This window comes from Sulfuricurvum sp., assembly GCF_041651515.1.
Taxonomy (GTDB): Bacteria; Campylobacterota; Campylobacteria; order Campylobacterales; family Sulfurimonadaceae; genus Sulfuricurvum.
The window spans coordinates 36,031-50,545 of the sequence record NZ_JBAZJF010000003.1 but is presented as its reverse complement, the minus strand read 5'-3'; the positions used below and the strand labels follow the sequence as shown (position 1 = coordinate 50,545).

Sequence of the window (14,515 nt, the reverse complement as noted above, 5' to 3'; positions counted from 1 at the left end):
GATGAGAGATAATGAGCTGCACTACTTCGAAGAGATATTACTGGCACGTAAAATTCAGATTGTTAAAAATCTGACCGGCGTCGAGAGTGAGATGAAACAATTACGTGAGCTCGAACTCAATGACGAAGGTGACTATGCATCGGTCAGTAATGACAATATGGTAGAAAATGCTATTGGTGCACAACAGACACAAGAGCTCCAAGAGATTGAAGCGGCACTCTTCAAAATTAAATCAAAACAATACGGAATTTGCGAAATGTGTGAGGATGATATCGGTTTTCAACGGCTGAAAGTCAAACCTCATGCAAAATACTGCATTATTTGCCGACCAATCGTCGAAAAAAATAAAGGGTAGAGGGAAAATTAATGCAGTTAAAACGTTATACGATCGCTTCGCTAATTTTGATATTGCTTGTCGGTATAGCAGCATACAGTATTTCAAACGATTCAATCTCTTTTGATTTATTGGGAATGCATTTCCCTAATTTACCGATCGCATTTTGGGTAATTGTTCCTCTCCTGGTTCTTTATATTGCCAGCATGTTACACATGATGATTTATGCGTTGGTCGGAAATTTTAAACTTCGTCGTCTGAGTAAAGATAATGAAAAAATGATCGATGCGCTTCGTGATGCGTTACTGGGTGTAAGTGAGCGTAATTATGTGTATAAAACCGAAGCCTATAAACTGATAGGGAAGCTTATTGACAATTCGTTGCTCCTCCCTTTTAATACCCTTCGCTCTATCGGAAACGAAAAAATTGATGAAGCACTTCAATTGATGCGTGATGTTAATGAGAAGAAAAAAGTAGATATCAAAAAGTTTCATTTGTCCAACACAACATCAATCGCTATTCAAAATAATTTGAACCGTTTTGAACGGGGTGATATTGATGCCGATCGTATCCTTTCACGTAGTGAGGGCTACGGTGAAATTGTAAGTGCAAAAGCGTATGAAACGTATGTTCAGTCTGCTTCGGTCGGATCGATCCTAAAATACAAACACCTTTTTACAAAATCATCACTCCTCGATTTCGTACAGCGTATCAATGCAGCGGAAAACGGTATTGAAATGGGTAATGAAGAGCTTGTAAGCCTCTTGAGCGGTTTGAAACTGACGAATGAAGATTATATCGATGTATCCGATGCTATGTCAAAAAATATGCTTCCGGAACAGCGTATCCGTCTGTTTGAGATGCTTAGTGAGAAAAATGATGATGCGATGGAAGGGTATTTGTTTACGTTGTATGATCTTCAAATGATTGATACCGCCAACGAAATCCTCAATAATACATCCAAAGATGATTACCAAATTTTCAAAGCATACCGCGATCTCAAACGTGCCAATAAACATTACGACATTGCTATTTTTCTTCGTAGAAGCTGTAATTAATACTTTCAAACTTCGCCCTTAGGGCGATAATAATTTTTACCTCAGGTACACACTATAATGACTCCTAAACTCTCCTTTTCCTCTCCTGTATATGCCCTTGCACCTCTTGCCGGATATACCGATCTTCCGTTTCGAAACGTCGTCAAAAAATTCGGTGCCGATTTGACGGTGAGTGAGATGATCAGTTCAAATGCACTTGCACACGGTTCAACCAAGACCCTTAGAATGTTAGAACGCAGTCCGAATGAAGATCCCTATTCGGTTCAGATTGCCGGATCGGAAGAAGAGATCGTGCGTAGAGCGGTAGAGGTGCTTAATACTCAGGATGATATCGACATTATCGATCTTAACTGTGGGTGTCCGGTTCCGAAAATCGTTTGTCACGGTTCGGGGAGTGCGCTTCTCAATGATTTACCCCGTATGGCTCGCATTATCGAGATGATCAAAAAGACTTCGAATAAATCAACGCTGAGTGTCAAAATACGCCTTGGATTTGAGTCAAAAAATCATATTGAGATTGCGAAGCTTGTCCAAGAGTGCGGCGCTGATTTTCTGGCGGTGCATGGACGTACCCGTGCCGGTAAATTCAAAGCAGCAGTCGATTATGACGCTATAGCAGAGATCAAAGCTGCAGTAAGTATTCCGGTGATTGCCAACGGTGATATTGATTCCTTTGAAAAAGCGCAATGGGTTCTGGATCATACCAAGGCAGACGGTGTGATGATCGGTCGCGGAGCCGTAGGTGCTCCATGGATATTCCACCAGCTCAAAACGGGGAGTGCGACCGTCGATCCGATACTCAAGCACGCCATCATTATGGAGCATTTGGACAGTATGGTGAATTTTTACGGAGCGCGCGGCGTTGTGACATTCCGAAAACACGTTCATACCTACTCAAAAGGATATGAGGGGGCATCGGCAATGCGAGATATGGTCAACCGTATCGATGACCCTATCCACTTCCGAGCCGTCGTAGATGAGTTCTTCCTTACCCACCGTCAGATTGGGGAGGGGTTCAAAGCCTCGGATATGAGCTGTGAGTGTTAAATTCACTTCTTATTATTTCGATCTAAGATGTATATTGGAGATTGGTGATAGCTAATGTTTTTGTACCTTCACATATATTATCGAAGAATTCTTTCATACGTATGGTAAAGTATATATTTATAGTTAGTGTATAGGGAAAAGTATGAGTCTCTATAAATATTTAAGCATTGATATACTAAAAAAAGTAATCGCTGGAAAAATTCGTTTTACACAACCTGGAGCTTTTAATGATCCATTTGAAATGTTACCGGAACTCTATGTGCCAGAAAATTTCGATAAAAAAGAGATCAATATTAGATTTGATGTAATTGCTCCACGGCGAAATCCATCTATTGGCGATTTAAAGCTGGATTACGCGTCTGATTACTGTAGTGACATTACATCTAGAAAAATTTTAAAATCATTAAATCAATCAATAGGTATTTTATGTTTGTCAAAAAATCACGAGTCATTATTGATGTGGTCACATTATGCTGATAACTATTCAGGTGCAGTAATTGAGTTTGATGCTGAACATGAATTTTTCCAAGGGCAAATTGAGGTCCATTATCATGAGAGGCGGCCAATAAAAGACATTGGAACATACCTTAATAATAATGAAGCAATACCAATTTCCGAATTGTGCGTAAAATCAGATCAATGGATAGATGAGGCTGAAGTAAGATTGGTGAGAAGTCTTACTGATTGTATAAAAGACAAAGAAGGGGATAAGTTTCCAATATATGTAATGGATATACCTATCGATTGCATTAAATCGGTCATAATGGGTGAAAGAACTTTATTAGAACATCAAAGAGAAGTTTGGGAACTTGTTAAAGAAACTAATATTTCACTTTCGTTGGCTGCTATTTCAAACTGGGGATATGAATTTAGGCCAGAATTAATAAAATCAAATGAGCCTTACCCAAAAGTTAATCCTTTTATAAGTCCAAGAACTGCACATATATTTAAGGATTTTACTGGTGATTTAGGTGAACTAGCTCGCTGGATGATAGAAAATCATAAACTAAGTTGTATAGTAAATCAAACAGTATAAAGTATTAAGAAAATGGGGATGTCCTAAAACAAGAAAATCTCTTGATGAGTATAAGAAAAAATCTTTCGTTATAATGACAAATAGAAAATAGGAGGATAAGATGCATACGATCCGACTGAATATTCACGATACCATCTACGATAAGCTGATGGGATTATTGGAGATTTTGCCCAAAGACAAGCTTGAGATAGTCGAAGAGCATAATACATATCCTGCAATCTCTCTTGACGAGGCAAAACAAAAAGTTGAACGTGCTATCAACAATATTGCAAACAATGAAGGGTTGAACCTCAATACCGCCATCGACAAGGTTATGAAGTCCTAGATGACTTACTCAATCCTTGTTGAACCTGAAGATCTTCAAGACTTGAAAAATATCTTTCACTATATCTCAGAACAAGATTCCAAAAATAAAGCTGCCGATTTTATTAATGAACTTAGAAACGCTATCACGTCACTTTCCACCATGCCTTACCGATGCAGAAAAAGTTTTTATACCGATGATGAAAATACTAGAGATATGATTTATAAAGGGTATACGATTGTTTTTAATGTGCGAGAAGATAAGGTACATGTGTTAACGTTATTTAGACAAAAAACTTTTTTATTGTAACTCTTTGCTTCTCTTTTAAAGTAACCCTTCAACCATAGTTTTTCATTAGCCTCTTTGGGTACAATCGCCACAAAAAAAAGGTAATCCTATATGAATATTGATTTTTACAATGCGGGGATGAATGCTTTTGACGGTAAACGTTTTGAAGAAGCGCATGAGTGGTTTATGAAAGGGAGCGAAGATCCACGATGTTCGTATGCCCTTGCAACCCTCTATTATAACGGTCAAGGGGTAGAACGGAGTTTTGCCAAATCGACAGAATATTATGCCATTGCTGCAGAAGCGGGAATTTTACCGGCTCAGGTGAGTGCGGGATTTGCGTATGCCAATGCGATGGGAGTACCGGAAGATTTTGACAAAGCAGCCTATTATCTCAAAATGGCGGTTGCTCAGGGAGAGCCGGCGGCAAAAGTGACATTGGGGGAAATTTATGCCAAAGGATACGGCGGAGGGAGTCGTAAAGAGGCAGCGGTATTGATCAAAGAGGTTTTAGCCAGTACGGGCGGAGAAGAAGCGTATGACGTTTACAGCCGCTATGAGCTGCATAACGTATAAAAAAGGGTATTAATACCCTCCTGAAGCTTTCTCTTTATACGAATCAAACGGCTCGTCTTGTGCCGGGGCGAGTTGAAAATAGCCATCAAGCTCACGGTGTTTAGACTGCAAAAGGGTTTCAAAATCATTTTGGGTAATCGGAATATTATCTTGAAATTTGTCGAGCAAGAGCGTATTGTTGCCCAGTAATACCAGATAGCTTTGTGTCCCGTAATCGAGCATTGCAACGGTATGAGAAGGATCTAGCGTTTTTTGGAAGCGGATGTGAACGCCCCCTCCTATATCGGTAGATGCGGGTAGTGGGGTAGAGGGAGGCGTTGTAGGAGTTTTTGGTGTTTTGGCAAAAAGCCATGGATTTTTCGGTTCGTTTTGCATGGTTGCGGTACGTTTGGCAATGTTTTGTTTTAGCCAGAATAAAATACCGATACCAATCACTAAAATGGCAATAACAACGTAATAGCTTCGTTCAAACTCAGTGTCACTTTTGGTCGGTAATCCTCCGACGGTTGCCTCATCGATAGGCGGAGTCTCTGTTGATTGATTGCTTGCAGCAGCATTCATAAAACGAAGTCGCAATCCGTAGGAATCCGATGTTTTGGAGGCTTGCATAGTTACATTCGCAGAGGTATTGGCGGTTATCTCAATTTGTTCACCTTGCGGAGCAATGGAGAGTTTTTTGAGATATTTTGAATTGACACTTTTAATAATTGGAGCTTCAAGATATGCCCCCTCTAGTTTGATGATAACGGTGTCGTTTTGACGATTTTGACGTAAGACACCCTCATACGGAGTATCGAACGTCAGCATGACATCAACACGGTCATTTCGATCATAGATATTGTAACTTAGAACTTTAGAACCCCATAGCAATGGGGATAAAAGTAAAAAAAGGGCAATTATCGTTTTCATAGTCTCTCTTTTGATAGATAATAGAGTACGGCACTTGAATCAAGCACTTCGTTGATACGGATTGCAAGGTTTTTCTCATACACCATAACCTCGCCTTTTCCAATAATACGTCGGTTGACATAGGATTCGACACTCTCTCCTGCAGGCTTGCCCAGATCAATGACCGATCCTTTTTCGAGTTTTAGAATTTCTCCCAAGCTAAGTGTGGTTTGTCCCAAATCAGCGACAAATTCAACTTCCATATCGAGTAATCCCTCATAGTCCATCCAAGAAAGCTCTTTAATGGAATCGAACGGATGAAGATCTTTGATTCCGGTCAGTTCTTGTGGGGAAAGGGTTTCGTCCATGGGTTATAACCTTTTTATTGCAATCATCATATGGCCATTTTCTACGCCGATAAAACGGGTTTCATCTGCATCTAAATTCACTTCATTTAAAAAGAACGGAGTGGCTATTTTCATTGTTGTGTTATAACTTTCGGAAGCGAGTACTTTTGCACTTCCGACAATCATATTGGTTGTTTCCAACAGCATATCGACCAATGTTTGTTCATCACTTGCATCTTCTCCCAAAAAAATCTCAGCGATTGTTTGGATTAAAAGAGGATCGCAACCGATAAATGCGCGGTGAGCGCTTCCATCTTCCGTTTCAATATCAATATAAGCAAGAAGTGTTCTCATGCTATTGGACGTAGGAATAAGTTGATAGGGGAGTCGTATCTGATGAAGACAAAAATTTTCAGCGGCTTTAATAATGATTGGTAGCATCGCACCCTCTATTGGTATTCTTGTGGGAATTGATTATAGCGTAAAATCAAATGATATAAAAGAGTTTCCCTAAAGCCGGAAGCGAGTATAATCGCGCGATATGAACTGTAAAGCGAAATTATGACGATCGAATTAGCTGTTTTAGGAATTGTTGTCGGGACAATGTCGGGGTTCTTCGGAATAGGAGGAGGGACGGTGAATGTTCCGTTGCTTCTGTACCTTGGATTTGGTATTAAAGAAGCAATCGGCATTTCAATAATGCAGATGGTTGCAGGATCATTAATGGCGGCATGGCTTCACCAGAAACGCAAAACTTATTCAATTCATGAAATTAAATATTTTGGATTTGGGGGGATTGTAGGTGCTGTTATAGGGGCATTATTGGTCAAAATGCTCGAAGCATCATTTTTGGAATGGTTATTTTTAGGAATCGTTGCTTTTACGCTGGGACGATTGGCATTTTCGAATCCTGTACCGACACGTGAAGAAGTGGTTAATCGCCCTTTATACGCTGTTATAGGGGGTGGAATCGGAATTTTTTCGGGGATGTTGGGAGTCGGAGGATCGATTTTATTGACTCCGATACTGGTCAGTTTTATGGGATTTCCTCTTAAAAAAGCTTCGGCAGTCGGTCTTTTTTTCGTTATGTTTACCTCCATTTCCGCGTTTGTGACAATGGTGTGGTTGGGGTTGATCAATCTGTATGCAGGGCTTGTGATGGCATTTGCATCGTTGATTGGAATTTGGTTTGGGATTTGGTTGTTACACAAAATAAAAGTGACCCATTACAAGCAAATTCTTGTAGTATTTTATATCGTAATATTTATTTTAACAGCACACAAATTGATAGCGGGGTAAACCATGGACATGATCAAAATTATCGGTGCTAGAGAGCACAACCTTAAAAATATTTCTCTTGAAATTCCGAAAAACAAGTTGATCGTTTGTACCGGTATCAGCGGGAGCGGAAAATCAACTTTGGCTTTTGATACCCTATATGCTGAGGGACAGCGGCGCTATATCGAGTCACTCTCCTCATATGCACGGCAATTTTTGGATCGTGTCGGCAAACCGGATGTCGATAAAATCGAAGGACTAACCCCGGCTATCGCGATTGATCAAAAAACTACCTCTAAAAATCCCCGTTCAACCGTCGGAACGATTACGGAGATATACGATTACCTCCGTCTTCTGTATGCCCGTATCGGGGTGCAGCATTGCCATCTGTGCGGCAAAAAGATATCCAAAATGTCGGCACAGGATATTATCGATCAGGTGCATAAGCTCCCTGAAAACTCGAAAGTGGTTATCCTTGCCCCGTTGGTTCGGGAGAAAAAAGGCTCCTTCGCCGATATCCTCGAATCCTTGCGCCACAAAGGGTATGTCCGTGCCTCTATTGATGGGGTAATGGTCCGTCTGGATGAAGAGATAGAGCTTTCCAAAACGAAAAAACATACCCTTAAAGCGGTGATTGACCGTCTTGTTATTAAACCCGACAATCATGACCGTCTAGCACAAGATGTTGAAAAAGCGCTCAAAGAGAGTTACGGTGAAGTGGAGATCGAGATCCAAAATCACGAAGAGGTCGGGATGAGCGAGAAGCTGATCCACTACAGCGAGCACAGTGCCTGTTTTGACTGTAAAGTGAGTTTTGACCCTCTCGAGCCCCTTTCATTTTCGTTTAATTCTCCAAAAGGGGCATGCAGTGAGTGTGACGGGTTGGGGATTCGATATTCGCTCGATTACGACAAGATTATCGACTCTGAACTTTCCGTTGAAAAAGGGGCGATTAAAATCGTCTACGGCTTCAACAAAGGGTATTATTTTACCTTTTTGAAAGCGTTTTGTGCTACGGAAGGGATCAATATTACCGTACCGTTTTATACCCTCGAAGAGCATCAGAAAAAGGCGATTCTGCACGGAAGCGTCAACGAGGTGGAATTTAAATGGCAAGACCATCCGATAAAGCGAACCTGGCCGGGGATCGTCCGTATTGCATACGATATTTTCAAAGATGAAAAAGATCTTGCTGATTATATGTCTGAAAAACCGTGCAATATTTGTAATTCTCATCGTCTGAAACGTGAGTCACTGGCGGTTAAAATAGCCAATAAAGGGATCGGAGATGTCATCACGATGCCGTTAAAAGATTCGTATGCCTGGTTTGCAGATCCTAAAACGTTCGAGCATTTGAGTGAGCAAAATGCAATGATCGGCGCCTCGATTCTTAATGAAATCCGTGAAAGGCTCTTTTTCCTTTATGACGTGGGATTGGGATACCTCTCTTTGAGCCGTGATGCCCGTAGTATCAGCGGCGGTGAAGCACAGCGGATCCGTATCGCATCTCAGATCGGAAGCGGTTTGACGGGGGTGATGTATGTCCTCGATGAACCGAGTATCGGATTGCATGAGCGTGATACCCTTAAATTGATTCGAACCCTTCGTTCGTTGCAGGAAAAAGGGAATACGGTTATTGTCGTTGAGCATGATAAAGAGACGATTGAGCATGCTGACTTCATCGTCGATATCGGTCCGGGTGCCGGAAAATTCGGAGGAAGTGTTGTTTTTGCCGGAACCTTGGAAGAGATGAAAAAATCCGATACCCTCACCGCACAATACCTATCCGGACGGAAAAAAATCGAGTATTTTTACCGTAGAGAGCAAAAGGAATGGATGAGCATCAAAAATGTATCATTAAATAATATCAATAACCTCAGTGTCCGTATTCCGCTGCACAATTTTGTGTGTGTCACCGGAGTCAGCGGAAGCGGTAAAAGTTCATTGATCTTGCAGACACTTCTCCCCGTTACCCGCGAGATTCTTAATCATGCACGTAAAGTAAATCGTGTGGCCGGAGTCGAAGTTGAGGGGTTGGAAAAACTTGATAAAGTGATCTATCTGGATCAAAGTCCAATCGGGCGGACTCCGCGATCGAATCCGGCTACCTATACGGGGGTAATGGACGAAATCCGCAATCTGTTTGCTAAAACCAAAGAAGCGCAGATTCGCGGATACACAGCGTCGCGTTTCAGCTTCAACGTCAAAGGGGGACGCTGCGAGAAATGTCAGGGGGAGGGTGAAATCAAGATCGAAATGCACTTTTTGCCTGACATCATGGTCAAATGTGACGCGTGTCACGGCAGCCGCTATAACCTTCAGACGTTGCAGGTGGAGTATAAAGCCAAAACCATTTCCGATGTACTTAATATGTCTGTCGGGGAAGCGTTGCAGTTTTTTGCTCCGATTCCTAAAATTAAAGCAATCCTCCAAACACTGAGCGATGTAGGACTGGATTACATTACATTGGGACAAAACGCTGTGACCCTATCAGGCGGTGAAGCACAACGGATTAAACTGGCCAAAGAACTAAGCCGCCGCGATACGGGAAGCACCCTTTATATCTTAGATGAACCGACAACGGGATTGCATTTTGATGACGTCAATCGCTTGACGAAAGTACTCCATAATTTTGTCGAATTAGGGAACTCGGTGCTGGTGATCGAGCACAACCTTGACATGATAAAAAATGCCGACTATATACTCGATTTAGGGCCTGAAGGGGGCGATGGAGGAGGGTTGCTGGTTGCAGAGGGAGACCCTGAAAGTGTTGCTCGTGATTGGGAAAAAACCGGAAGTTTTACCGGAAAATATTTGGCTCTCGAATTAAGTAGGGTATAATACAAAACTTAACTTTTTTTATAGGATTAGAATGAAAAGTTCGATTATTGATAGTATTAAATCTTTGCCTCCACTTCCGAAAACCGTTATTGATATGCAGCGTGTTTGTAACGATCCAAACTCATCTATTCAGGATTTAGTCAAAACGGTTGAGCATGACCCGATGATCGTTGCCAATTTATTAAAAGCGGCAAATTCTCCGCTCTATAGTTTTCGTCGTGAAATCAATAATGTCGCTCAGGCTGTTTCATTGTTTGGAATGAGTATGACCCGCTCTATCGGTTTGGGGAATTCGGTTCGCAAACTTTTGAATGTTGATATGGAACCTTATGGTGTCAGCTCTGATAAATTTGCTGAAATTTCGTCAATGCAGGCGGCTTTGATGTACAAATGGTACACGCAGATCGATCGCCAAAAAGCGGATAAACTTTTTTTGGCTGCCTTTTTGCAGGAAACAGGAAAGATTATCATTGCCAGTGATGTTATTCAAGAAGACTTAGCCACCAATTTTAAATCCGATATCGAAATGGCTATCGATATCTCAAAAGTTGAATTTTCCTATGTTGAGGAGACAACGGCGACTGTTACGGCTGCAATCTTTACCCATTGGAATTTTGATAAAGAATTTGTTGAAATGATCGAATATTCGGATGCGCCGGACAAAGCCCCTGATGAGATCAAAGAGTTCTCTACGGCACTTAACATTGTTAAAACTATTATTCCGATCAATAACCCGTTCGGTGAACACGGAGTCGCTTTCGGGCTTAAAAAAGCAGAAGCTGCAGGATACGATATGGATAAACTTCAAAGTGCAGTTACGGCAATCTCTGAAACTTCCCGTTTGTAGTCGTGGGTACGATGGGTAAGTCTACCGTTACGGTAATTGATACTTTCGGCTTTTTTTTTCGTAGCTTTTACGCTCTTCCTCCTCTGAAAAATAAACAGGGTTTTCCTACCGGTCTGTTGACCGGATTTATCAATTTTATAGCCTCTTTACATAAAGATCACAGCAGTGATTATCTTATTTTCGCCCTCGATGCTAAGGGGCCTAGCTTTCGTTCCGAGATTGACCCTCAGTATAAAGCCAACCGTTCCCCCGCACCGGAAGAGCTGATTATGCAGCTTCCGATTGCAATTGATTGGATTGAGAAAATGGGGTATAAATCGCTGATGCAAAGCGGATATGAAGCGGACGATATGATTGCATCGGTTGTTCGTCATGCCCGTGCTCAGGGACATATTGTACGTGTCGTTTCGCACGACAAAGATCTCTATCAACTGATCGATGATGACCGGGTTGTATTGGTCGATGCGATCAGCAAGAAAGTGATGAACGAACGCCATTGTGACGAAAAATACGGTGTTCACCCTCGCCAGTTCATCGACTATCAAGCTTTGATCGGAGACACTGCCGACAATGTCCCAGGGGTTAAAGGGATCGGGAAAGTAACGGCACAAAAGCTTCTTGCTCAGTTTGGGACGTTGGATGAGATGTATGGACGTCTTGATGAAGTGACGCCGCCGCGTATTCGTGGATTATTAGAAACCTATCGAGACGATGCATTTCGCTCACGTGAGCTGGTACGTTTACGAGACGATGTTTTTGAGAGTCTTGATTTCAATGACTTTACAATGCATTTTGATAATCCGTTTCTCCCTATTTATGATGATTTAGTGCACTATGAGATGAACGCAGTATTGCGTACCCTAAAGGCAAAAGCACTCTTTGAAGAATCCTCTATACCGCTTAGTGTTTCTCCAAAAGTGGAACCTGTTGCTGCATGCATTACCCCGCAGGAAGGGTGTACTGTTTTAATTGACACTGAGGAAGCTTTGATCCGTTTGATTGCCTCTATTCCGAAAAATTCATTGGTCGCTTTTGATACGGAAACTACGGGTCTCAACCCTCATAACGATACGTTGGTTGGATTTAGTTTCAGCACGGATGGGAAAACGGGTTACTACGTTCCTCTGGCACACAGTTATCTTGGTGTCGGCGAACAAGTCTCATTAGAGAGCGCACGGCAGGCAATACGAGAGCTTTTTAACCACCGTATCATAGGACATAATATTAAGTTTGATCTCCATTTCGTTACCCGATTTTTAGGGGTAGATCGTTTGAGTATTCATGCAGATACGATGGTTCTTGCTTGGCTTACCGACTCGGCACGATCCCTCGCTATGGATAACCTTTCTCAGAGTCTTTTACATCATGAGATGATCCATTTCAAAGACACCGTCAAAAAAGGGGAAAACTTTGCCTCCGTTGCGATCGAAGATGCGTGTAAATACGCAGGGGAAGATGCTTACATTACCTATCGCCTCTACGACGTACTTCGTGAACAATTAGCCCTAAAAGGGGGGCAGGAAGCACTGGATGAAGCGTTTGATATTGAATTTCCTTTTGTCTTGACGTTGCTAGGGATGGAACGTGAAGGAATTGCCGTTGATACGGCGGTGTTAGAGTTATTTAAACAAGAGGTGGCTTCCGAGATCGCGACATTAATGGAGCAAATCCACAGTGCATGCGGAACGGTGTTCAATCTCAATTCCCCGAAACAACTCGGAGTTATCCTTTTTGAGACATTGGGGCTGGCGCACGGCAAGAAAACCAAAACCGGGTACAGCACGGATGAACAGGTTTTGGAGGGGCTTAAAGCGGAGCATACGGTGATACCGATGTTGCTTCAATACCGTGAATACCACAAACTCTACTCCACCTATATCGAACCGCTGATCGCATTGGGGCAAAACGATCCTGAATCTCGTATTTATACGTCGTTTGTCCAGACAGGAACGGCAACGGGGCGGCTCAGCTCCAAAAATCCGAACCTTCAAAATATCCCCGTCAAAACGGCGCTCGGGATGCGTATCCGTGAAGCGTTCGTTGCCCCTGCGGGTAAAAAATTGATCGGAATCGACTACTCTCAAATCGAATTACGACTTCTCGCACACTTTAGCAATGACACCGTATTGGTGAATGCTTTTAATGAAGGGCATGACATCCACATGCAAACGGCGATAGCGTTGTTTGGCGAAGCGGAAGCGGCGAGTAAGCGCAACATCGCCAAAACGGTCAATTTCGGTCTATTGTACGGAATGGGGCAGAAAAAGCTCTCTGATACCCTCGGAATCACGACGAAAGAGGCTAAAGAGATCATCGAGCGCTATTTCGAGACCTTCCCGAGTGTCAAAGGCTATTTCATCGGTATCGTTGAATTAGCTAAAGAGATGGGGTATGTCGAGACCCTCTTACACCGCCGCCGCTATTTTGATTTCGGTTCCGCCACCCCGATGCTCAAAGCGGCATACGAGCGCGAATCGGTCAATACGGTGTTCCAAGGCTCCGCCTCGGATCTCATCAAACTCTCGATGAACAAGATCGATACGATGATCCGTACTGAGGGTTTGCGTGCCCGAATGCTGTTACAAATCCACGATGAACTGATTTTTGAGGTGGATGAGGATGTCGCCGAGGTGTATGCCGCACGCTTTGTCGAGGTGATGGAAACGATTTTGGAACTCCGTGTTCCTCTAAAAACCTCGATGCATATTGGGAACCACTGGGGTGAGTTGAAATAGTTTTTAAAATAAAGTTTGGAAAAAATGGTACCAAAAAATTTATGGAAAAATAATGTTCTATATCAGTCTGAAAAACTTATAGAAGTCTATAGTAATAAATTGATTGAATTGTCGATATTTGATCACGCTAAAAATCATAAAAATGGAACTAACGGAGCTACTGGTGGCAAAAACATTGATGAAACAAAACAGCATTTTGCTGAAAGATTTTTAACATCATCTGCGAGAGTTCAATTTGTAGTAATTGACCCAAGAGAAGATTTTACAATAGTTTCAAATAATCTCAAAGCTACATTTGGCAGTGGTAAAATCTCAATATTAGATATTCCTGCGGGAACAGGTGCGGGAATATTATCTTTATTATCAAATTTAGCAGAACTAAGAATTAATTCTAAATTACCAAAATTACCTTTGCATATTAATATTCTAGGTGGTGATTACTCTCCATCTGCATTAAATATTTATAGTGATTTATTAAAAAATATAAAAAAAGAGTTAGAAAATCAATTAATATTTATTGAATATGATACTTATGAGTGGGATGCAACTAGCCCAGAGTCAACAAATCTATTAATAAGACGTTTTTTAAAAGATGAAAATAGTTATGAAGAGCATTATATATTTATGTCTGCATTTAGTGGTGTAGGAAGTAGTAATTACAAAAAGTTTGATAAGTCATTTGATTTTATGCAAACAGCTTTATCACATTTAAATACGACAATATTATATATTGAGCCAAATATGAAAGAAGCTAACAGTTTTTTAGAGTTTATACATAAATTACATACAAAACTAACAACATGGCTTTCAAAAGTTATTGATATTTCTATTGCAAAAGATGCTCGATTTGAATGGTATGATCCAATTACTGAGAATATCGCAAAAAGTGATATTTTACTAAAACAATATTTGAGAAAATGATTATGAATATTTACA

The 14,515-nt window shown here is 41.4% G+C and carries 15 protein-coding genes; 12 read left to right on the top strand and 3 right to left on the bottom strand.

The genetic code is table 11. The features are described 5' to 3' along the window. Position 1 precedes the first annotated feature (1 nt). From dksA to WC407_RS05725, 7 genes are all read left to right on the top strand, one after another. Positions 2-355 carry an RNA polymerase-binding protein DksA gene (gene dksA / locus WC407_RS05755; protein WP_373021647.1) on the top strand — a complete coding sequence of 118 codons (354 nt, stop codon included), beginning with the start codon at positions 2-4 and terminating at the stop codon, positions 353-355. A gap of 11 nt (positions 356-366) precedes the next feature. Then, positions 367-1,392, top strand: a complete 1,026-nt coding sequence (locus WC407_RS05750; protein WP_373021646.1) for a hypothetical protein — start codon at positions 367-369, stop codon at positions 1,390-1,392. A 57-nt stretch (positions 1,393-1,449) separates the two neighbouring features. Further along, entirely contained in the window at positions 1,450-2,439 is a 990-nt protein-coding gene (gene dusB / locus WC407_RS05745) for a tRNA dihydrouridine synthase DusB (protein WP_373021645.1), read from the top strand. 142 nt (positions 2,440-2,581) lie between these two features. After that, positions 2,582-3,475, top strand: coding sequence for a DUF2971 domain-containing protein (locus WC407_RS05740; RefSeq protein WP_373021644.1), 894 nt, complete (start codon positions 2,582-2,584; stop codon positions 3,473-3,475). Between the two features lie 100 nt (positions 3,476-3,575). Continuing rightward, the gene (locus WC407_RS05735) at positions 3,576-3,800 is read left to right on the top strand and encodes a hypothetical protein (protein ID WP_373021643.1); all 225 of its coding nucleotides are present in this window, start codon (positions 3,576-3,578) and stop codon (positions 3,798-3,800) included. Next, a complete protein-coding gene (locus WC407_RS05730) occupies positions 3,801-4,088 on the top strand; it encodes a type II toxin-antitoxin system RelE/ParE family toxin (protein ID WP_373021642.1) in 288 nt (95 codons plus the stop codon). Positions 4,089-4,178: 90 nt separating this feature from the next. Next, the gene (locus WC407_RS05725; RefSeq protein WP_373021641.1) at positions 4,179-4,643 is read left to right on the top strand and encodes a tetratricopeptide repeat protein; all 465 of its coding nucleotides are present in this window, start codon (positions 4,179-4,181) and stop codon (positions 4,641-4,643) included. A gap of 9 nt (positions 4,644-4,652) precedes the next feature. Here the strand turns inward: WC407_RS05725 and WC407_RS05720 are convergent, their stop codons facing one another. Genes WC407_RS05720 through WC407_RS05710 form a run of 3 tightly spaced genes read right to left on the bottom strand, consistent with a single transcriptional unit; the run spans position 4,653 to position 6,319 of the window. Further along, positions 4,653-5,552 carry a hypothetical protein gene (locus WC407_RS05720; protein WP_373021640.1) on the bottom strand — a complete coding sequence of 300 codons (900 nt, stop codon included), beginning with the start codon at positions 5,550-5,552 and terminating at the stop codon, positions 4,653-4,655. Continuing rightward, the gene (fliN, locus tag WC407_RS05715) at positions 5,549-5,899 is read right to left on the bottom strand and encodes a flagellar motor switch protein FliN (RefSeq protein ID WP_373021639.1); all 351 of its coding nucleotides are present in this window, start codon (positions 5,897-5,899) and stop codon (positions 5,549-5,551) included. The genes WC407_RS05720 and fliN overlap by 4 nt, the downstream gene beginning before the upstream one ends. 3 nt (positions 5,900-5,902) lie before the next feature. Further along, positions 5,903-6,319 carry a chemotaxis protein CheX gene (locus WC407_RS05710; RefSeq protein ID WP_373021638.1) on the bottom strand — a complete coding sequence of 139 codons (417 nt, stop codon included), beginning with the start codon at positions 6,317-6,319 and terminating at the stop codon, positions 5,903-5,905. A 120-nt stretch (positions 6,320-6,439) separates the two neighbouring features. Here WC407_RS05710 and WC407_RS05705 point away from each other — a divergent pair, with 120 nt between their 5' ends. The 5 genes from WC407_RS05705 to WC407_RS05685 are packed head-to-tail and all read left to right on the top strand — an operon-like array spanning position 6,440 to position 14,500. Beyond that, positions 6,440-7,177: a sulfite exporter TauE/SafE family protein gene (locus WC407_RS05705; protein WP_373021637.1), complete on the top strand. Its 738-nt coding sequence runs from the start codon at positions 6,440-6,442 to the stop codon at positions 7,175-7,177. A 3-nt stretch (positions 7,178-7,180) separates the two neighbouring features. Then, a complete protein-coding gene (gene uvrA / locus WC407_RS05700) occupies positions 7,181-9,997 on the top strand; it encodes an excinuclease ABC subunit UvrA (RefSeq protein WP_373021636.1) in 2,817 nt (938 codons plus the stop codon). A 31-nt stretch (positions 9,998-10,028) separates the two neighbouring features. Further along, positions 10,029-10,844: an HDOD domain-containing protein gene (locus WC407_RS05695; protein WP_373021635.1), complete on the top strand. Its 816-nt coding sequence runs from the start codon at positions 10,029-10,031 to the stop codon at positions 10,842-10,844. An 11-nt stretch (positions 10,845-10,855) separates the two neighbouring features. Next, on the top strand, positions 10,856-13,579 hold the full coding sequence (gene polA / locus WC407_RS05690) for a DNA polymerase I (RefSeq protein WP_373021634.1): 2,724 nt from the start codon (positions 10,856-10,858) through the stop codon (positions 13,577-13,579). Between the two features lie 15 nt (positions 13,580-13,594). Then, a complete protein-coding gene (locus WC407_RS05685; RefSeq protein WP_373021633.1) occupies positions 13,595-14,500 on the top strand; it encodes a hypothetical protein in 906 nt (301 codons plus the stop codon). The last annotated feature ends 15 nt before the right edge of the window (positions 14,501-14,515 follow it).